This is a genomic window from Planomonospora parontospora (assembly GCA_014647935.1).
In the GTDB taxonomy this organism is placed as follows: domain Bacteria; phylum Actinomycetota; class Actinomycetes; order Streptosporangiales; family Streptosporangiaceae; genus Planomonospora; species Planomonospora parontospora.
Window position 1 is genome coordinate 68,542 of record BMQD01000007.1, and the last position, 21,643, is coordinate 90,184.

Consider the following 21,643-nt stretch of genomic DNA (forward strand, 5'->3'; position numbering starts at 1 on the left):
GGAGTCGGCCGCGCCGAGTCGACTTCGCCGTCTTGCTGACCGATCGTGGTCGACGTTTTACCCTCTGATGACCAATGGGCACTCGATCGGGTGGCCCACGCGATCGGTCAGGAGAAGAGGCGGCATGAAGGCGAACGAGACCACGCTCCGTCGGCTCATCCAGGGTGAGCAACAGCTGCTGGTCCCGCTGTACCAGCGCACGTACACCTGGGAGCGTGAGCAGCTCATGCAACTATGGGCGGACGTCCTGACCCAGGTGGACGTGCTGGCCGAGGGCAGGCGGGACGCGCCGAGCCACTTCCTGGGATCGGTCGTGCTGGCGCCGGGTCCGGACCTGGCGCCGAACCGCTCGCAGTGGATCGTGGTGGACGGTCAGCAGCGGCTGACCACGCTCATGCTGGCGCTGTGCGCGGTCAGGGACCACCTGGTGGCGGAGGACCCGGGCGCGGTGGAGAGGATCAACGAACTTCACCTGACCAACAGGTTCCAGCACGGGGAGATGCGGTACCGGCTGCTGCCGACCCAGCGGGACCGCGCCGCGTTCAAGGCCTGCGTGGACGGGACTCCGGAGGGCCGCGCGGACAGCCTGATCGGCAACGCTTACCAGTTCTTCGCGACCATGCTGAGGAAGTTCGACGATCCGGCGGACCCGCACGACATCGATCGGGTGGAGACGGTGCTGCTGGACCGGCTCAACCTGGTGCAGATCCTGGTGGAGAAGGACGACAACGCGTTCCGCATCTTCGAGTCGATCAACAACACGGGCATGCGGTTGAGCCAGGTCGATCTGATCCGCAACTACGTGTTCATGTGCCTGCCCACCCTCGGTCAGCACGTCTACGACACCTACTGGGAACCGATCCAGAAACTCCTGGACCCCAAGGCCATGGACCAGTTGATGTACCTGGTGCTGGTACTGCGTCACGGTGAGGAGGCACAGTACAACGCGGTCTACCGGGGCCACCAACGGCTGCTCACGGCGATGGCCCACGACGAGGCGCGGGTCGAGGCGTACGTCAGGGAACTGGCACGCCGTGCCCGGCATCTGAAGCGGATCCTGAGCCCGGATGAGGACACACCGGTCGGCAGGCGGCTGAGTTTCCTCGGCGAGTGGCAGGCGGCCACCACGTATCCCCTGGTCATGAAACTGTTGGAGTTCATCGAAGACGGCCACGTCACTGAGGACGAGACTGCCGAGGCACTGCTGTATGTCGAGAGCTTCCTGGTCCGCCGCCTGATCGCGGGAGTGACCACCGGCAACCTGAACCGCATCTTCCAACGGATCGCTGTCCAGCTGTCTCCCGACGAACCGTCGGTGCCGCAGGCCGTACGGACCGCACTGTCCCCGGCACGGTTGTACTGGCCGTCCGACGAGCAGCTGCGCGAGGAGATCCGCAACCGCGCCTTCTACTGGCAGGGCCGTACGGCGCAGCAGAAGCTGGTCCTGCGCCGACTGGAGGAGGCGCTCGGCAGCAAGGAGCGGGTGGACCTCTCCGACAAGAAGATCACTATTGAGCACGTCCTGCCGCAGACGCCGACCGCGGAGTGGCTGAACGAGATCTCCCTCAACGGAGAGGACCCCGACCTGCTGCACCGGCAGCTCGTGCACACGCTCGGCAACCTCACGCTCAGCGGTTACAACTCGGAGCTGGGCAACGTCTCCTTCGCTCGTAAGCGCGATCAGTTGAAGCAGAGCGGACTGGTGATGAACCAGGAGATCGCCGCCGCCGAGCGGTGGGGCAAAGCCGAGATCCTGGTTCGAGCGGACCGGCTGACCGACCGCGCTCTCTCCATCTGGCCGGGTCCTGAGGAGACGAACCGGGGCAGCGCCGCCTCCCGAGACTGGACGCTGCTGCACAACGCGCTGGCCGCCCTGCCGCCTGCCACCTGGACCTCCTACTCCGAGCTTGCCGAGCTGATCGGCTCGCACGCGGTTCCCGTGGGTGTGCACCTAGCCGGCAACCCGGTGCCCAACGCCCACCGGGTGCTCACCAAGTCCGGTCAGGTGTCGGAAGGTTTCCGGTGGCAGGACTCAGAGGACGAGCGGGACGTCCACGACGTCCTGCGTGGCGAAGGGATCAGGCTGGACGAGGCCGGTCGTGCAGCCCCGGATCAGTGGGTCAGCGCCCGCGAACTCGCCGAACTGCTGAGTCTGCCGGGTGCGGCCGACCTGGCGGAGTCCGAGCTGACCGGAGAGCCGGAACCGGACGCCGAGTCCGTGGGGGAGCGGGAGCAGCGTTTCCTGCGGCAGCTCAACGAGCAGAGCGGTCCGCAGGCCGCCGGTGCGGTCCAGCGCGTGCTGGACCACTGGCGCGTACGGGGTGGAGAGGTGCAGTACGGCACCGCGGCGGGAGCCTCGTGTGCCCCCGTCATCAGGGTCGGCGGCAGAGCGATCGCGGTCATCCGCTTCTACGCCAAGACGATCGAGGTCCCCTTCGGCACGCTGAAGAAGCGGCCGCCGTTCGACGATCAGGTTCTCCGCGAGGAGCTGAGACAACGGCTCAACGACGCGCCGGGCGTGGACATCCCCGTCTCCAAACTGGAGCTCTATCCCTCCATCAAGACCACCCAGCTCGTCAACACCGAGGTCTTCGACGTCGTGGTCGCCGTCCTCGACTGGTTCGCCGCGCAGATGGTCGTTGTGAGGTGAACAAACACCTCCTCCCCGGAGCCTGACGCCGGGGAGGAGGGAGTACACCACGTCAAGCACCTCCCCACTCGCCGGTTGCGACCGTAGTGTGCCCTCGGACTCCCAGAACCTTGGCGAAGTCCCGCTGGCGGTGGCGTAGTCCGTGGACGAGCATGATCTCGTGAGCCCCGACCTCGTCGGCGATGTCGAGAAGTCCTCGCTTGTCGGCGTGGGCAGAGAGTCGCATCATCTCCACCCGCGCCCTCAGCGGGATGTTCCTCTCCACGCCGTGGTCGTTGACGGACAGGTGCGGGGCCTGCTCATCGACCAGCCTGAGGAGCCTGGCGCCGGCGGACTCCTCATCCTGATAGCCGGAGAGGAACAGCGCGCTGCGGGGCTCCGGCAGGATCCGGGCGGCCCACTGGACGGCGGGGCCTCCAGTGAGCATGCCCGACGTCGTGATCACGACGCCGGAGGCGAACAGGTCCAGATCACCGGGGCGCTGAGCGCGGGTCACGCTGTCTCCGAGTATGCGCAGGGGAGAGGTGCGGTCCTGCGTCATCTGCTCGAAGGATGAGGTCACGTCGGCAGCCATCCCGTCGAGCCGGACAGGCACGTGCGGAAGGTGCCTACGCATGATCATGGCGAGCTCCTGCGCCCGTCCCAGCGCGAAGGCCGGAATGAGCACGCGTCCGCCGGCCGTGTAGACCTCCTCGACGGCGCGGACCAGGTCCTTGACCCGCGTTTCCCGGGAGTCGTGGTCCTCGGCGCAGCAGGTGGACTCCATGACGAGGAGGTCCGCCTCTCGAGCCGAGTCCGGGATGGAGTAGCCGTCCACGGTCTCCTGGCGGAAGCCCGAGATGTCACCGGTGATGACCACCCGCTGGTCACCGGCCCGGACGACGACTCCAGCGGCGCCTAGGATGTGCCCGGCCGGGAACAGTTCCACCGTGAGGTCGCCGATCCTGCGCACGAGACCGCACGGGACCTCCTCACAGCGCTGCACGGCGGCCTCGACCGCGTCCCGCTGGTACAGGGCCTCACTGTCCCCGCCCCACCGGCGGTGGAGCCGTTCCCGCTCGCCCATGAGTTTCGCGGAGTCGGCCCACATCCGCGGCATCAGCTGGGTCGTCTCCGGGGTGGCGATGATCCGCAGATCCGGGAGACGTTCGACCAGCGCGGGGACGTAACCGCAGTGGTCGGTGTGCGCGTGCGTGACCACGACCGCGTGGACCGGCCCCGCAAGGGCCCGGTCGATATCGCGCGGTGGGAGCGCCGGGTCACCGGGCCGCAGCCCTGCGTCTACCAGCAGGCGGGTCCCGCCCGCCTCGACGAGCACACAGGAACCGCCGATCTCGTCGGCGCCCCCCACAGGATGGACGCGGAGGTGACGCTCCCCGGTGACGGCCACGCGAGGAGGTGCCGATACCGGCTGCGGGGGCGTGATGACCGCCTGGAGCGCCGCGACGAGGGCCTCCGGTGCGATACCGGCGGCCTGAGCCGCCGGGACGAGCGGTGGAACGCACCCCTCCTGAGGACCGGTCCGGGGGTTGCGAGGGTCCCGGGTCTCGGGACCGCCGTCGGCAGGGTCGGGAATCCGCTGCAGAACTCCGAGCAGGCTGGACGCCAGAATGCGGGGGTCGTGCAGGCGCCGCTGCAGGGCGGCGACCTGCGTGTCGAGCTCCTCGGTGCGTTTCTCCTCGTCGGCGAGCGCGCCCTTGGTGCTCTGGAGCGCTCTGTCGGTGTGCTCGAGCCTTCCCCTGGCCGTCTCCAGTTTGCTCCGCAGCTGGTCGGTTTTCTCCTGGTGACGCTTGCGCAGAGTACGGCAGGCGGTCTCCTTTCTGCTCACCTGCTCCGCGAGGCGCAGGCCGGCTCGGACGACGTCGTCGTCCGGGGACAGGACCAGCGTGGCGAGAGCCTTCAGATCCGGTTGGTCCCGGCGGATCTGAAAGTCGCGCCGGAGCCTGTCGCGGAGAGCCGGGACCCGGACCAGCGCGTCGATGACCACCTGGCGGTGTTCGGCGGTGAACCGCTCCGCGTCGTGCCCTTGTCCGGCCAACCCGGGCCGGGAGAGGAGCACCTCCGCCGCCGCGTGAAGTACCGGTAGAAGAAGATCCGTCATCGGGAGGGTCCCATCCGCTGGGTTGCCTTCAGGAGGACGGGTTCCAGCCTCAGCGTCCCGTCGTCCTGGGGGACCAGCGCACCGAGGACACGGAGTACCTCCACGAGATCCGCGGCGGAGGCGAAGCCCTCCTCCTGGAGGTTCGTCTCCGACAGCGGATGGTCGGCATCGTCGCCTCCGATCGAGGTGAGGAGGCCGGCGAGCGTTTCGGCGCTCTCGGCGGTGTCGGGGAACTCCACCAGTGTGCGCCATGCGGCCCCGAGCGCCGGGCCGGAGAGCACCCCGGTCGATCGGACGAACTCCCCAGGAGCCTCCTCCAGGTACGTCCGGCAGAGCTCCAGAGCATGTTCGGGGTCGGCGTCACCACGGGTGAGCACGTGGACCACCTTGCTGATGAGCAGAGGCCAACCTCCGGTGGTGCGCAGCAGCCCGTCCTGGCTCGCCCTGTCCTGGAAGCCGAGACCGACCTCGTGCATCCACTGCCGGACGGCGGCCTGATTGAAGCGCTGCAGCTCGATCAGCTCCGCGGCACCGGTCAACGCACCGGGGCCGTCACCTCCCGCATCGACCTCGCGACTGACCGAGAGCCACTCCGAAGCGTGCTCAGGAGGCGCGACCAGGACGAGAGCGCGCGTCCCCTTGGTCGGTGCGGAGATCGCTTTCGCCGCCGCCCGTGCGATGGTGGTCGCCCTCCTGGGCTGCTGCCCGGCCAGGTCGACGATCACGATGTCATGGTCGGAGCTCTGCGCGGCGCGCTGTAGCGCACCGTCGAAGGTGAGGCCGTCCACCCCGACCCGGAGCGTCCGGGCCTGCTTGTGCCGCGATGCGGCCTCCTCCAGGGCGGCGGCCACCCGGTCGACCTGCAAAGCCGGGGATCCGGCGACCAGGTGCAGCACGTTGCGGTGACCGAGCAGCCGTGTCACCTGGCTGCCGGTCAGAGGAGAGCGCTCGCCGTGCTCCTTGTAGGCGTCGCGGTAGGACTGCGCGTCGAACTCCTCGGGCCGCTCGAACGTCTCGGCCTGCCCGAGCACGGCCTCGACCTCGTCGGCCCCGCCGAGCAGGTTGAGGATGTGCGGGGTTCGCAGCCGGTAGCGTTCGCCGTCGGCCGCGAGCACGCCCAGATTGACGCACTCCTCCAGCAGCCCGCGGAATCCGTCACTGGTGGAGTCCCTGAACCCGTGCGGCCACCATTCCAGGCACTCGGTTCGCAGTTGGCTGGCCGTCAGCTCGCCGTCGTTCCCCTCGTCGAGCGCGTGGAACGCCACGGTGTAGGCGATGACCTTGTACCGCTTGTCTAGGTTCAGGGTCCATTCGAAGCGATCGCGGAAGCCGCGTGCCAGCTTGTTGTCCCGCCAGACCGCGTCCACGTCCTCCCGCGTGATCTCGTACGGCAGCGCCGTGTGCGCCGCCGAGATCCGGCGCAGGCGGGTCAGCAGGGCGTCGGCGAACAGCTGGATGAGAGCCGGGGCGTTGTTCGCCTCCGCGATGACACGGGCCCCCAGGCGAGGGGAGAACCGGAAGCCCAGAGCCTCCAGCGGCTTGGTCAGCAGGCTGTAGGCGTCCTGCGGGTCGAGCGGACCGACCGCGATGGGCGTGCCCAGGTGGGCGAGAGGCTGGTTGGACAGACTCTCGAACCGTGCCGTCTGGTGCAGACCCGCGAAGACGACCTTCACCCGCCGGTCCGTCTCGTTCATGAGGTTGCGCAGCGTGATGACGTTGCCGAAGGAGGCGTCCCTCGCGTCCGCGTTGAGGAACTCGTCCGCCTCGTCCAGCAGGATCAGCAGCTGCCGTGCCGGATCGCTTCCGATCCACTCCTTCACGCCCCGGCAGATCTCCTCAGGGTCGGTCGAGGGCATCGGGAGGTGCGGCAGGACCTCGGCCTGGGTGAGCCGGTCGGCGAGCGTCCGCCAGAGCGCAGCGACCGACTCGATCTTGCCGATGTTCTGGATGACCTCGGAGATGACCACCCGGTTCCGGTCGGTCTTGCGGATGTTCCGCTCGGCCTTGCGTAGCAGCGCGGACTTGCCGAGCTGCCGCCCGCCGTACACGAACGAGGATCCGGCCCGTCTGACGACCTCCTGCAGCTGGTCCAGGCGCCCGTAGAACATCTCCTCAGGTACGTCGCCGGTGGGCGCGTACGGGTTCGTGGCGGTGAACGGGGCCAGCAGGCTCACCGTCGTGCTCCAGTCCGCGCCGGGCAGACAGGCGAGGTAGCTGATCGCGGCGTCGTCCAGGAAGGCCGCGACCGGTGTGGGGCGCCTGCGGCTCACCGCTGCCAGCTGGCGGCGCTGCTCCACTGTGAGCACGCCGAAGTAGAGAACGAGGACGGTCTGATCCGCAGGCTGGTCCTTCAGCCACTCGACGACCTGCTGTGGTCCTGGTGACCGCCACACCAGCAGGAGCCGGAGCCGATCACCCGACGGGCTCATCCGGGATCCGAAGGCCGGTAGCAGCGGATCACCGATCGTCCGCACCTGGTCCAGCGTGATCCAGAGCCGGTCCCGTTCCTCCCGGGAAGCACCCTGCTCGCCCTCGAGACCGATCACCTGAAGTACGGCGGTGATGACGGACCTGAGGTTGCCCGCTGCTTTCGGCCCCTGGGACAACGCGTGCCAGAGCCGCAGCCCTTCTCCCGCCACGCCCCGCCGGCTCCGAGGGATGCCGGAGATCGACAGTTCGGCCTGGCGGAGGAGACCGCCCAGCTCGGGTTCGTCGACCTCCTGACCGATCCGGAGCGCGTCCTTGAGCCGCTGCAGCCACTCCGCGCCCTCCCGGTTCTTCTGCCTGCCCGGCAGCCGGGCGGACATGTTCTCGAAGGCCTGCGGAAAGTGCGGGAAGAACCTTTCCAGATGGTCGACGGCGGCCGATATCTCGGGTAGTTGGTTGCCGTTCTTCGCCTGCACCATGAACTCGCGGGCCGTGGTCAGGTCGCCGTCCTCGATATAGATCCGGATCCGCTCCCGGACGGCGGCGACGGCGGAGTCCTCGGCGCTCAGGGCGGCCAGTGCTGCCAGCCCGCCGGTGATCTGCTCGTCGCGGGTCCGTGCCGCCTCCCGCTCCAGTTCGTCGAGCTCGCGGGTGATGACGTCGAAGTCGTCCCGTTCGTCGCTGCCGAGGGTTTGGAGCATGGCGGAGAAACGGGTGGCGGTCACCTCGGGCAGCACGCCGGCCCGGCGCCACTCCGCGATCCGGTCCTGGACGTCCTCGATGCGGTTGTCACGTTCGTGCCGGGCCGCGTCGACCAGCTTGTCCCTGCGCTGGCGAAACTCGGTGTGGAGTCCAGGGTCGTGCTGGGCCAGGGCCGACAGCAGGGCCCGTGTGCCGCGGTGGTCACCCAGCCGGGAGCGTTCCTCGAAGGCCGCCCGCCAGCCGCGGTCGCCGTCTCTGCAGAGGGGAAGCAGGTCCTCCAGCGTAGGCCCGGCCAGCGGAGCGAAGGCCTCCGCGTCGAAACCGATCGTGGGAGACAGGAGCAGGTCACCGTTGAGCAGGTGGGTGATGAGGGGTTCCGGTTGGGAGAGCGGGCCGCCGTCCAGCAGACGCAGGGTGTCGCGGACCAGTCGTGAGACACCGGCCGCGGCCGCGGCGACGAGCGGATCGGAGGAGGTCTCCAGGGCGGCGAGCTCGTCTTCGACCTGCGGCCGGTACCGGCTCACGGTCGTGCGGAGCTCGTCCAGGTGACGAACGGCCCAGGAGACGCCGGAGTCGTCCGTCTGCAGCGACTTCGCCTCGTGGATCGCCGCCACCCAGTCCGCCACGAGGTCGAGAGCCTTCTCGATCTTCTCGATCAGCTTGGTCCTGGCGCCGGAGTGGATACGGCCGGCTCCTCCGCGGGAAGCCCGGGCCTTGGCCGTCGCGTCGATCAGCCGGTCGATCGCGTCTCCGGTCCGCAGCTCGTCCAGTTCCTGCTCGACCTCGTGGGCTCGGGACGTGTCGTCGCGAGCGGTTACGGCCAGCAGCTTCCCCGGGCCCGACGAGTCATCCTGGATCAGGGTCTTCCACACGTCCGTTGCCAAGGCGAACTTGATCTTCTGAGAGGGGCCTTCCTCCAGGAACCTGACCGCGGCGGCGGAGGCCTGTTCCCGGCTTCCCTCCGCCCGCGAGGCGTCGTGCATCCGCCCCGAGAGGCCGGGCACCAGGTAGGCGCCGGCCCTTGCTTTTCCGCCGAACGCCTCGCCGTAGGCCGTCAGGCCGGGATAGGGCGAGAGCACCGGAGACAGCTCGTCCAGCAGACGGACCGTCTCCGGAGTCGGGTGGATCAGGCTGGTGCGCAGCGCGGCCGCCCAGGCGAGCAACTGTCCGGGAGCGTCGTCGCCGAGGGCCTTCGCCGTCACGTTCCCGGCCGACTCGGTGAAGGCGGCTGACAGCCGACCGGCGAACTCGCTGGTCTCGGCGGAGATCGCGGCACACCGGCGCGCGTTCACCTCCGCCCGCGGCCTGTCGGCAGCCTCCCGCAACCACGCCGCCAGCCCGAACCGTCCGGCACGGAGCGCGGCGGCCTCGGCCTCGGCGGCACCGCCGGTGAGGCCCATGCCGCCGGTGAGTGCCATGGGGCTCCCGGCCTCTTCCGTGTCGGCCGATTCCGCCGCACCGCTCACCGATGCGGAGGAGAGGGCCGGAACCGGTTCCACGCAGAGCCGACCGGACTCCCGGATCGTCTCCGTATCCGGCGGAGGGATCGTCTCCTGCTTGTCGGCCGCAGAGGTCTTCGACGGCTGCGTAGATGCGGATTTCACCGGTTGCACCACGGCGTCGGCGATGAAGGCGTCCAGCTCGGCGAGCTCGTCCATGTCCGCAGGACCGGCGTGTGCCTCCGCGGCGGACGGCGAGGTCGGTGCCGGCGGCTCGTCCTCTGGCGGAGCGGCACCTCCGCCGCCTTCGTCTGCGGGGTCTTCGTCCGTGGAGCCGCCGTGTGCGGAGTCCTCGGAAGACCCGGCGTCCGCGGGGGCGGCCGCGCCTGCGCTCCCGTCATCCTGCGAGATCTCCGGAGGGGGAGCATCGTTCCGCGGCGCGGACGGGGCGATGTCGGTCTCATCAGGAACGCTCAGCCAGCCCCGGAGGGCGGCCACACCCAGCTTCCACCATTCGGCAGGAGCCTCCTGACGGAAGCGTTCCTGCAGTTCCTCGGTCCTGTCGATGGCGTCGAGGTCGTCGGCCAGGCGGATGAGTTCCGCCAGGATCTCCAGGACCGGACTCTCCGCGACGGCGGCCTCACGAACCTCCTGGAGGAGTCCCTCGAGACTGGACGGACCGCTGACCTGCGCCAGTGCGAGGATCCGCCTGCGCCGGGAGTCCGCGGACTCCAACTGGTCGATCGCGTGCAGGAGCGCCTCGGTGGTCGTGCCGAGTGCGGGACCGTGTGCGGACTCGAGTCTGCTCCGGAGCCCGTCGAACTCCCGGACACCCCGCAGGATCACGGCGATGTCCTCGTCGAGGGGGCGACCGGCGTCGGTGAACGCTCGACGTAGCCGCTCAGCGGCGTCTGCCGCGTCCTGAAAGGTCCGGTGCAGGAGTTCCAGCTCTGTGCGCAGTGCCTCGACGGGGATGGGGGACGTGTGATCGGGGGCGCTGTCGCCCCCTTCTGCAGGCCGATCGATCACCACAGGCGTTCCGTTCTCCTCGGTGCTCTCGGTCACCGCCGGCTCAGGCTCGCTATCCGTCTGCACTCCGCCCTTGCCTGCGGGGACGTTCTGGGACGCTCTACCGGGAAGAACGGCAGATGCGACGTCCCGGAGTTCGGGCAGGAGGGTGGGAGCCTCGGGGAGGCCGGGCTGAAGCGGGAGAAGCTCCTGCCACGCAGAGCGGACCGCTGCCGCGGCGTCAGGCCCCATGCGCTCGGTGGAGCCGGTCAGCAGGGCGAGCGCCACCGCGGACAGCGCGAGGTCGTGCCGGTAGACCTCTGCGAGAACGAGGTCGATAAGGCCCTCGGAAAGAGCCCTCGTGTTCACGAGCATCTCGACGAGGGAGGGCGCCTCGGTGAGGAGGTCGGCGACGTCGACGGATCCCAGCAGCCTGATGCACTCATCCGCCGAGAGAACGTCGTGATTCTCGAAGGCGCCGCCGAAGGGGATGGTCAGGGTGTGGATGAGTGAGGCCCGCTTTTTTCTGTCGTTCCCTCGCAGGACGCGGACGAGACTGGTGGCCGCGGACCTGGTGATAGATCGCATGTCGCGCAGACCGACATGGCCCAGGATCTTCTTGCGGAGCGGCGGCGGGTAGCAGCGAACCGCCTCGAAGTCGTCGGAGGTCAGCCTGGCAACGGCGTCGTCGATGATCAGGCCGGCGCGTTCGAAAGCCGGTAGAACGCTGACCCGACCCAACGGAGCGGGGTGCGGCCCGTGCGGGCCCTTCTCGCTGCAACGTTGCCGCATGATGTCCCCACTTCCTCGTCGTGGCGCCGACTGTAAGAGTGTTATGTAACGAGTTGTTAATTAAGAGGGATATGTCCGATTGCTGCATGCTCCCCTGGGGTCTCGCTGGGGAGTGGGGTGATCGGTCGATCCGGTGGACCATGCCGAGGTGATGGGGTGGACCGGGGCGGGGGCGGGCGAGATGGGTTTGGGAGGGGTGAATGCCGCCCTTGCCTTACAGGCCTGACCATATACGGACAGGCTAGAGTCATGCAACGGTGAATCAAGTTCACGATATATACTTACTGAGATCCTGTTGCTTGAGCCGCAGTCAGGGGTAATTTTGCTAGAAGGCGCCTTCGAGCGGGCCTGTGGCTCGGAAATCTGAAGCGCAACTGTTGCTGCGGTACACAGGTCCAGGTCTGTAGACAGGCAGATGGGGGACGGTTACTGTGACGAGGCGCTCGGTAAGGCTGTGGGTGTGATCTCTCTGAGACCTGAAGGGACCTCTCGGAGTGTGAGGCCGCATATCCTGGGTGTGACCTGGTGCGTTACCCCGAACGCGGCCGTGGAGGCAGGTGAGCATGGACCCCCTGGACCGTTCCGACCCCAAGCGGATCGGTGGCATCACCCTGCGCGGACGGCTCGGATCCGGAGGGATGGGCCGCGTCTTCTACGGCGTCACCGACGACTACGAGCAGGTCGCCGTGAAGATCATTCGCGAGGACTTCCTCGGTCACGCCGAGGTGCGGGCCCGCTTCTCCCGGGAGACCGACGCGCTGCGGACCGTGCAGGGTCCGCACGTCGCCGCGCTGGTCGACGCCTCCGGTGAGGACGAGGAGTGGCCCTGGCTCGCCGTGGAGTACGTCCAAGGCCTGACCCTGAAGGAGTTCGTCGAGACCCGCGGCCCGCTCGGCACGGAGCACACCGCCACGCTCGGCCTCCTGCTGGCCTCCGCCCTTGGCGACATCCACGCGGCCGACCTGCTCCACCGCGACCTCAAGCCCGGCAACATCCTGCTCGGCCGGGACGGGGCGAAGGTCATCGACCTGGGCCTGGTCGCCTTCGCCGACGGCCCGACCGACCTGACCACGACCTCCTCGACGCTCGGCACGCCCCCCTGCATGCCGCCCGAGCAGTTCAACACCCCCAAGGAGATCACCGCTGCGGCCGACGTCTACGCGCTCGGCGCGACGCTGGTGTTCGCGCTGGCCGGGCACTATCCCTATACGGGCAAGACCATGGCGGCGCTGTGCATGAACATCGTCAGCCGCGACGTGCCGCCGGACCTCACGGGCGTGCCCGCCGAGCTCGCGCCGCTCGTCGCCGCGATGCTCGCCCACGAGCCGACCGACCGGCCTGCCGTGCCCGAGGTGTACGACCGGCTCAAGGAGCTGGCGGCCGCGGGTGGGACCGCGCTCCCGGTGGCCGTGCGGCGCCTGGCCGTGGCCACCTACGTCGAGCGGGAGACCGATCCGCCGACCCCCGTCCCGCCGCCCCGGCCGCGCCGCCGCGACCTGTCCGAGGTCGTCGTGCCCGGCTCGGTGGTCGCGCGGCTCGCCGACCGCCTCCGCGGCGACTACGCCGCGAGCCCCCGTCTCTGAAAGCCGCGAGCTTCGTCTCCGAGGAGAACCGTGACCGAGACCTCCTACCCGCCCGGCGCCCGGATCGAAGTCCGGGACGCCGAGTGGATCGTCCGGACCTGCGCGCAGCTCGCCTCCGACGGGGACACGCCCAGATACAAGATCACCGCGGTGGGCGCGTCGGAGTTCGTCCGCGACGAGGACGCGGTCTTCTTCTCCGATCTGGACGATGTGAGCCTGCTCAAGCCGGAGGAGACGGTCCTGGAGCAGGACGCGACCCCGCGCTTCGCGCAGAGCCGCCTGTTCATCGAGGCCGTCCTGCGCCGGACCCCGCTCCCGCAGACGGAGAAGGGCCTCGCGCTCGCCGACGGCTTCCTCCTCGACCCGCTGGCCTACCAGCGGCGCCCGGCCGAGCTCGCGCTCAAGGGCCTGCGCCCGCGCATCCTCATCGCCGACGTCGTCGGTCTCGGCAAGACCCTGGAGATCGGCCTCACCCTGGCCGAGCTGATCCGGCGCGGCCGGGGCGAGCGCATCCTCGTCGTCACCCCGCAGCAGGTGCTGGAGCAGTTCCAACACGAGCTGTGGACCCGCTTCGCCATCCCGCTGATCCGCCTCGACTCCGTCGGCATCGAGCGCATCCAGCGGGAGATCCCCGCCGGCCGCAACCCGTTCACCCACTACAAGCGGATCATCGTCTCCATCGACACCCTCAAGAACGCGGGCAAGTACGGCCAGCACCTGGAGAAGATGGACTGGGACGCGGTCGTCATCGACGAGTCGCACAACCTGATCGGCGAGAGCAGCCTCCGCAACAAGCTCGCCAGGCTGCTCGCCCGCCGCACCGACGCGCTGCTGCTGGCCAGCGCCACCCCGCACAACGGCGACAGCGCCTCGTTCGCCGAGCTGATCCGCATGCTCGACCCCGCCGCGATCGCCGACGACAGCCGCTACTCGGCCAAGGACATCGAGCACCTCTACATCCGCCGCACCAAGATCAACCCTGAGGTGCGCGACCAGATGGGCGCCAAGTGGCCCGACCGGGGCCCTTCGGTCCCGGTCCGGTGCGCCGCCACCCCCGCCGAGGAGAAGGTCTTCGCCGAGCTCACCCAGGTATGGCTCGCCGGAGACCAGCGCGCCGGCGGCCCGGTCGTCGACGCCAAGCACCGCCTCTTCCCCTACACGCTGCTCAAGGCGTTCCTCTCCTCGCACCGGGCGCTGGCCAAGACCGTCGGCAACCGGTTGAAGAACGCCACCGAGCCCCGCGAGATCGAGGCGCTGAAGACCCTCGCGGACCTGACCGCGCAGATGACCGACGACGACTCGGCCAAGCTCGACGCCCTCGTCCGCGTGCTCCGCGATGAGATCGGCGTGCGGAAGGGCGGCGAGACCCGGGCCGTGGTCTTCTCCGAGAGCGTCGAGACCGTCAGGTGGCTGGCGAAGGTCCTGCCCGAGCGGCTCAAGCTGCCCGACAACGCGGTCGACATGATGCTCGGCAACGGCATGTCCGACCAGAAGCAGCAGGAGATCATCGAGGGCTTCGGGCTCTCCGACAGCCCCGTGCGCCTGCTGGTGACCACCGACGTGACCTCCGAGGGCGTCAACCTCCACCGGCAGTGCCACCACCTGGTCCACTACGACGTGCCGTGGAGCCTCATCCGGATCGAGCAGCGCAACGGCCGCATCGACCGCTACGGCCAGACCCGGGAGCCGCAGTTCCGGGCGCTCATCCTCACCTCGGGCGTCGAGGGCGCCAAGGACGACCGGACCGTCGCCGAGAAACTCTTGGACAAGGAGGAGACCGCGCACCGCAGCCTCGGCACCGCCGAGGCCGTCACCGGCGAGTACCGCGCCGAGCGCGAGGAGCGCCGCCTCATTCAGGACCTCCTCGCAGGCAAGACCGTCGAGGAGTCCCTCGCCGAGCAGGCGGCCGACGACCCCTTCGCCGACCTGTTCGGCTCCGTCGACGGCGGCGTCACGAGCACCGACCCGCCCCGCGCGGACGTGCCCCGGCTCTTCGAGGACTCGGAGGCGTTCGTCAAGGAGGCCGTCGAGAGCCTCCAGCTGCTCAAGGACCTGGAGGACGACGGCGGGATGCTCGCCTTCACGCCGCCGCCGGACCTCGTCCACCGCCTGTCCGCGCTGCCCATCGACTATCTGCGCACCCACGACGTGCGCAGGCGGATGCGGGTCACCTTCGACCGCGGGCTGGCCCGGCGCAAGCTCGACGAGGCGCGCACGACCAAGACCATGTGGCCTCAGATCGCCTACCTGTCCGACCTGCACCCCATGGTCGAGTGGGTGACCGACAAGGTCCTGGTACGGCTCGGCCGCCAGAAGGCGCCGGTCGTCACCGCTCGGGTCGACGAGCCGGTCTTCCTCGTCCAGGGCATCTACTCCAACCGGCTCGGGCAGCCGACCGTGGTCGAGTGGATGGCGGTCACCTCCACCGGCGTGCTGGACCGGAAGATGACCGAGGTCCTCGCCGAGGCCGGCGTCGGCCCCAAGATGATCAACACGGGGCGGCCGATCGACCTGCGGCCGCTCCAGGAGCGGGTGCCCCAGGCGGTCGCGACCGCCCGCGCCCACCTGGAGGAGCGCCGCGCGGCCTACGAGCGGCGGGTCGTCGAGCCGCTCGACTCCTACCGGGGGCGGCTCGATGAGTGGAAGCAACTGACCCTCGACGGCGTGCACGTCTCCCAGCGCGGACGCAGGGAGAAGTCCGTCGACGAGACCGTCGAGCGGCAGCAGGACCTGCTCAGATCCCTCAAGATCACAGGGGAGCCGCTCCTGCGGGTCCTCGCCGTCCTCGTTCCTCAGGATGTGTGCTGATGAGCTTCGACTCGCTGGTCAACCGCGGCGACTACTTCTCGGCCCACTACCTGGCCGAGGTGCTGCCCAAGGACCTCAAGAAGAAGGACGGGCTGTTCGCCCGCTGGAGCGAGCAGGAGAAGGCCGAGCGCACCACCCCGCGCAAGGGGCTGCGCGCGCTGGGCAGGCGGTACTTCGCCGACCGGCCGTACTTCGCGGACTACGACGCGCGGCGTGACGACGAACCGACCGCGGACGAGCGCGCCGAGTGGCGCAAGGCACTGGGCGAGCTCCACGGCGACGTGCTGCGCGCCCTCGGCTACGAGGCGGGCCCGCGCGAGCTGACCGTGAGGCGGCCGGGCAAGGAGTACACCGTCGAGGTCGCCTACGCCGACCGGTACCTGGTCGCGATCGAGTGCGGCTGGGCCGCTGATGTGGACACCGCCCTCGGCGCCGCCGACACGGACGCCGCCCCGGCCGGGCGGCTGCTCGCCCCGGTCCTGCTGGAGGGCGGCGAGCAGATCACCTCCGGCACCAAGCTCGCCACCTGGCTGCTGACCTCCGACGAGCCGCCGCGCTACGTGCTCATCCTCGCCGGCGGCGTGCTCGTGCTCGCCGACCGGGCCGTCTGGGGCGAGGGCCGCTACCTCGCGGTCAGTCTCGACGCCGCGCTGAGCCGGAACGACGAGGCCGAGTTGGGCACGGTCGCCGCCCTGTTCGGCGCCGACTCGCTCCTCCCGCCCTCAGAGGGCGGCTCCGAGCCGCTCGCCGACCTGCTCGCCAAGTCGCGCAGCCACGCCGTCGGCGTCTCCAAGGAGCTGCGCGACGGGCTGAAGGACTCGGTCGAGCTGATCGCCAACGAGGTGCTCGGCCGCATCCGCGCCCACGGCGTGCGGCCCGAGGACGTCATGGAGCCCGCCGCCCTGGCCAGGGAGCTGGGCCGCGAGTCGCTGCGCTACCTGTACCGGATCCTGTTCCTGCTGTACGCCGAGGCCCGCCCGGAGCTGGGCATCCTGCCGACCGACGACGAGGACTACGTCAGGGGCTACAGCCTGGCCCGCCTCGGCGACCTGGTGGTGCGCGACCTGGTGGGGGAGGAGGCACGGAACTCCTTCCACCTGTACGAGTCGCTCGACCTGCTCTTCCGCATGGTCAACGGGGGCCACCGGGCCCGCATGGGGAGCGAGACCGAGGGCTCGGAGGGCGAGGGCCTGCGCTTCGAGCCGCTCCGCTCCGACCTGTTCGAGCCGGAGGCGATCAAGCTCATCGGCCGGGACGCCATCTCGCTGGACGACGACGACCCGGACGCGCCGCGCGTCGACACCCGGCTCCGCAACGGGACGCTCCACACGGTGCTGCGCAAGCTCATGCTCACCAAGGGGCGCAGGAAGGAGCGCGGCGGCTTCATCTCCTACGCCCAGCTCGGCATCAACCAGCTCGGGGCGGTCTACGAGGGCCTGATGTCCTACACCGGGTTCATCGCGACAGAGGAGCTGTACGAGGTCGCCAAGGGAGGCGACCCGAAGGACGGCTCCTGGATGATCCCGGCCTCCAAGGTCGGCGACTACCCGTCGGAGGTCTTCGTCCGCAGGGTGGACGAGGACGGCACCAAGCTCGACGAGTACGTCTGCTACAACCAGGGCTCGTTCGTCTACCGGCTGGCCGGCCGCGACAGGGAGACCAGCGCCTCCTACTACACGCCCGAGTCGCTGACGAAGGTCACCGTCCAGCTCGCGCTTCAGCACCGCCTCGACCAGGATGGGACGGTCACCCCGGCCCGGGAGATCCTGGAGTGGAAGATCTGCGAGCCCGCCCTGGGCTCCGGCGCGTTCCTCAACGAGGCGGTCAACCAGGTCGCCGCCGAGTACCTCCGGCGCCGCCAGGAGGAACTGGGCGTCCAGATCGACCCGGAGCGGTACGAGGACGAGCTGCAGCGGGTCAAGGCCTACGTCGCACTGCACAACTCCTACGGCGTCGACCTCAACGAGACCGCGATCGAGCTGGCCGAGGTCTCGCTCTGGCTCAACGTCATGCACCCCGGCCTCCAGGCCCCCTGGTTCGGGCTCCACCTGCGCCGCGGCAACTCGCTCATCGGCGCGGGCCGGAGGGCGTACGGCGCGGCGCAGCTCACCAAGGGCACGTGGCTGAAGGAGGCGCCCGAGGGCCTGCCGTTCTCCGCCGGTGCGCTGCCGACGGGGAAGGTCCACCACTTCCTGCTCCCCGCCGAGGGCTGGGGCGCGGTCGCCGGGGCCAAGGAGGCCAGGGAGCTGGCCCCCGAGCAGGTCGCGAAGCTCAAGGCCTGGCGCAAGCAGATCCAGAAGAGCGTCTCCGACAAGAAGAAGCAGGGTCAGAAGTCCACCCAGCTCCAGCGCCTCCAGGCCCTCTCCGGCCGCGCCGAGTACCTGTGGGACCTGGTCCAGCAGCGGCTGAAGCTCTCTGAGGATGACATCAGGCGCAGGATCGCTGTCTGGGGCACCGAAGAGGGCTGGATCCGACAGCCTGAGAATGCCATGCCCAAGGAGAAGGTCTACGAGGACCTGACCATAGCGGGCACGCCGTACTGGCGGTTGAAAAAGGTCATGGACGCCTGGTGCGCCCTGTGGTTCTGGCCGCTCGACCGAGTCGAGTTGCTCAACGGCTCAGATGAGACCTACCCACGACTCGCGAAAGCGATCGAGTACGTGTCGGAAGGCCTCAAGGGTGCGGCAACCGCCACGGAGGCGTCATCAGCGCCGCTCATCCCTTCGTCAGCGCAGGACGCCGGCTCCACCGCCTACAGCCAGGAGGCCCTCTCCGAAATCAGCCATGAACAGCTCGGATTCGACGGTTTTGGACAGGACGCGGAGAAGACGCCGGTGGCTCGGCCCAAGCAGGCCGCAAGGCGACCGGTCTTCGAGCCGCCTCGCTCAGCTGTGCCCCTTGCGAATCTCGATGACTGGTTGGACTTCGCCGAAGCGTTGCTCGGCCGTGCCGACGTGCCCGAGAACAGCTTGGTGAAGCACTTCGAGTCACTTTCCGAACTGGGTAAGTACGAGAGGGAGCTTTGGAAATGGATGGGCATGGACGACGTTTTCAAGCTGCCCGGACGTTTTCCCTGGCTCGAAATCGTAGACGAGTTGACCGAGCGACACGGCTTCTTCCACTGGGAGCTCCAGTTCGCCCAGGTCTTCGCCCGCGGCGGCTTCGACCTCCAGGTCGGCAACCCACCGTGGGTTCGGCCGGACTGGCAGGAAGACGCGATTCTTGCCGAGATGGAGCCGTGGTTCAAATTGGCGGAGAAGCCAAGTGTGCCCGAGTGGCGGGAGCGAAAGACCGCTGTACTGGCGAACGTGACAGTGCGAGGCTCCTACATCGATGAACTGGCGTCTAACACTGGCACGGTCGAGTTCCTCGGGTCCGGGATCGCCTATCCGCTGCTAGCTGGTACCCGCCCAGATCTCTACCGCGCCTTCATGTGCCGGGTCTGGGATAGCCTTGGCACCCAGGGCACCGCAGGCCTTATCCACCCTGACACGCACTTTGGCGGAGTCAAAGAAGGTAGGCTCCGCGCCGTCACCTATCGGCATCTCCGCACCCATGCGAAGTTCATCAACGCCGCTAACTGGGCTTTTGAAGATCTCAGTCGGACGCAGGAGTTTGGGCTCCATATTTACGGAACGCCTCAGAGCATCAAGTTCGCTCACTTCAGCGACCTTTATGGTGCCGATGTTGTGCCGCGTTCGCTGGAACACGATGGGCAGGGACCGTTGCCGGGGATTAAGTACGAGGGAAAGTGGGATCTTCGACCGCATCGTTCGCGGGTCATTCAGGTCGATGAGTCCGTACTAGCGGAGTGGCGACGCCTCATCAATGTCGAGGATGTGCCCGTGGTTCAGACACCTTTGCTCTATCCAGTAAGCACTGCGGAAGCAGGTGCGATCGAGGCGCTAGCGAATCACGCTTGGCGGCTGGGGGCTTCCGTTCTGCGGATCAGCTCCGGCTACAACGAGAAGACAGCTAAGGATGATGGTCTGATTCGCTGGCAGACAGGGCAGCCGGCGTCCCTGGATGAGGTCATCCTTCAGGGGCCGCACTTCAGCGTGGCTACTCCGTTCGCGAAGCAGCCACCCCGCTTCAAGAGTTCCGATCAGCCCCAGGACCTTACTGCTCTGGCTGCCGATGCGGTTCCGGCCACGAACTACGAGCGAGCCTGCGATGAGGAGGCATACCTGGCTGCGCAGGACCGGTGGGTGGACGGTCAGGGGGCCGTCCGCCGGTACACCGGGTTCTACCGTCTCGCCTGGCGAGTCATGATCCCGTTCAACGGTGAGCGGTCGCTGTTCGCCGCTCTGATCCCGCCGGGTCCGGCGCACGTGCACACCGTGCACACGCTGGCGCTGCCCGACAACCGGGGCACTGCGCTGGCCGCCGGGTTCTGGGCGGCGCTCCCGCTCGACTACATGCTCCGGATCACCGGGCGGTCACACCTCCAGTACGCCGAAGCCAATGCCATGCCCGCCGCCGATCCGGACCACCCACTGGCCCCGGCGCTCCTGCTCCGCACGCTCCGCCTCAACTGCCTGACCGACGCCTACGCCCCGCTCTGGGCCGAGCTGTACGACCCTGCCTGGACCGACGAGCGGTGGGCCGCCGACTGGCCGGGGCTCAGGCCGCTCGGCGATCCGGCCGCCGTCACCCCCGAGTGGGCCTACGCCACCCCGCTCCGCACCGAGCGGGAGCGGCGGGCCGCGCTGGTCGAGCTGGACGCGCTGGTCGCGCTCTGGCTCGGCATGACCGCCGAGCAGCTCGTCGCGATCTACCGGTCCCGCTACCCAGTCCTGTCCGACTACGAGGCGCAGATCTGGTTCGACGCAGGCGGCCGGAAGATCGCGGGCAACCACAACACCTACGGCCACGGCCAGACCAAGCAGCACTTCGAGCAGTTCATGGCCCACCTCGACCCCGAGACAGGCGGTCCCGTCCCCGATGGCTACACCGCCCCCTTCTACAAGGCCGACCGTGAGGCCGAGTACCGCCAGGCGCACGCCGTCTTCGCCGAGCGCCTGCGCTGCTCCGGCTGGAAGGCGCCGGCCGGGGAGGGCGGCGGGAGCGCGTCGTGACGAGAACCGCTTGCCCGGTCACCTGCGGTGCGGCACTCTCAGCGGTGCCGCACCCCCGGCGGGTGCCGGAAGCGAGGCCGGGCCTCCCGATGGAATCGGGCGCCCGGCCCTCGCGCTGTGTCGACGGGTCCGTCATCGCTCATGCTCTGTGCGCTTGCCTGATCACCTCCGGTGAGGCATGCTCGGGGACGCCGCATCCTCTGGGGTGCGGAAGTGAGGCCGGGACCACCGAGGAAGATCGGGTGCCCGGCCTTCGCGCTGTCGCTTCGCGCTTCGATGAGGCCAGACGTTCGCCCTTCGTGCCGGTGTGTGTGGCTGAATGCACTTGCCTGACCACCCCGGGTGAGGCACACTGGACAGTGCCGCACCCCCGGTGGGTGTTGGAAGTGAGGCCGGGACTACCGATGGAATCGGGCGCCCGGCCTTCGCGCTGTCTCGTCTCAATTGGTGCACACCAGGCGTGTGTGCTCCACCAGCACGTTGAAGCCGTCCGGTTGGCCGTCCAGCCACCAGGTCACGGCACCTGCCACCGCATCGGCGGCCCAGAGCAGCGGTTCCCTGTCGGGATATTGCCAGACGACTCTGATTTCGTCAGAGAGAAACTTCGCCTTGCGGATTCCCATGACCAGCAGAAGATCAAGGTGGTCCATCTTGGCCGAACGGCTTTCGATGGTTGCCAGGCCGACTCCCTCTTGATCAAGTTCGTACAGGAGTCTTTCGAGGCAGAGCCGCCGGGCCCCCTCGTAAGAGACTCCTCTGTCGAACATGTGGATGGTCACGAGACTCTTCAGCGGCATGAGTGTGATCGCCCTGGAGATGACAAGTTGTCGTGCGCGGGATTCCTCGCGCCAGTGCAGGCGAGGGCTCTTGCCGAGGCGGGGGGACTCCAGGTCCGCGCGGACGGCCTCGTGATCGGCGGAGTCGATGATCGCGGCGGCCATCGCGTAGACGCTGTCGTCGTGAGGCCGGCGGCGGAGGCTCTCGTCGATGTAGGCGGTAAGCACCGCGTAAAGATATCGTCACGTAACGTCAGTTCGCCCGGGATCGGTCGAACG

7 protein-coding genes are annotated in these 21,643 nt (G+C 68.7%); 4 read left to right on the forward strand and 3 right to left on the reverse strand.

What is annotated here, in order from left to right; genetic code table 11:
* The first annotated feature begins 124 nt into the window (after window positions 1–124).
* Entirely contained in the window at window positions 125–2,650 is a 2,526-nt protein-coding gene (locus IEZ07_RS13025; RefSeq protein WP_191894997.1) for a GmrSD restriction endonuclease domain-containing protein, read from the forward strand.
* A 52-nt stretch (window positions 2,651–2,702) separates the two neighbouring features.
* Here IEZ07_RS13025 and IEZ07_RS13030 read toward each other — a convergent pair whose 3' ends face one another.
* Both IEZ07_RS13030 and IEZ07_RS13035 read right to left on the reverse strand, forming a co-directional pair.
* Window positions 2,703–4,751, reverse strand: coding sequence for an MBL fold metallo-hydrolase (locus IEZ07_RS13030; RefSeq protein WP_191894998.1), 2,049 nt, complete (start codon window positions 4,749–4,751; stop codon window positions 2,703–2,705).
* A complete protein-coding gene (locus tag IEZ07_RS13035) occupies window positions 4,748–11,119 on the reverse strand; it encodes an nSTAND1 domain-containing NTPase (protein WP_191894999.1) in 6,372 nt (2,123 codons plus the stop codon). The genes IEZ07_RS13030 and IEZ07_RS13035 overlap by 4 nt, the downstream gene beginning before the upstream one ends.
* A 563-nt stretch (window positions 11,120–11,682) precedes the next feature.
* Between IEZ07_RS13035 and IEZ07_RS13040 the strand changes: the two genes are divergently transcribed.
* The 3 genes from IEZ07_RS13040 to IEZ07_RS13050 are packed head-to-tail and all read left to right on the forward strand — an operon-like array spanning window position 11,683 to window position 20,588.
* Window positions 11,683–12,702, forward strand: coding sequence for a serine/threonine-protein kinase (locus IEZ07_RS13040; protein ID WP_239319884.1), 1,020 nt, complete (start codon window positions 11,683–11,685; stop codon window positions 12,700–12,702).
* Between the two features lie 30 nt (window positions 12,703–12,732).
* Complete coding sequence (locus tag IEZ07_RS13045; RefSeq protein WP_191895001.1) at window positions 12,733–15,510, forward strand: DEAD/DEAH box helicase; 2,778 nt, start codon at window positions 12,733–12,735, stop codon at window positions 15,508–15,510.
* Complete coding sequence (locus tag IEZ07_RS13050) at window positions 15,510–20,588, forward strand: class I SAM-dependent DNA methyltransferase (RefSeq protein WP_191895002.1); 5,079 nt, start codon at window positions 15,510–15,512, stop codon at window positions 20,586–20,588. The genes IEZ07_RS13045 and IEZ07_RS13050 overlap by 1 nt, the downstream gene beginning before the upstream one ends.
* Window positions 20,589–21,028: 440 nt before the next feature.
* On the opposite strand, the gene IEZ07_RS13055 is transcribed toward IEZ07_RS13050, so the two are convergent.
* Entirely contained in the window at window positions 21,029–21,592 is a 564-nt protein-coding gene (locus IEZ07_RS13055) for a DUF3800 domain-containing protein (RefSeq protein WP_191895003.1), read from the reverse strand.
* Window positions 21,593–21,643 lie beyond the last annotated feature (51 nt).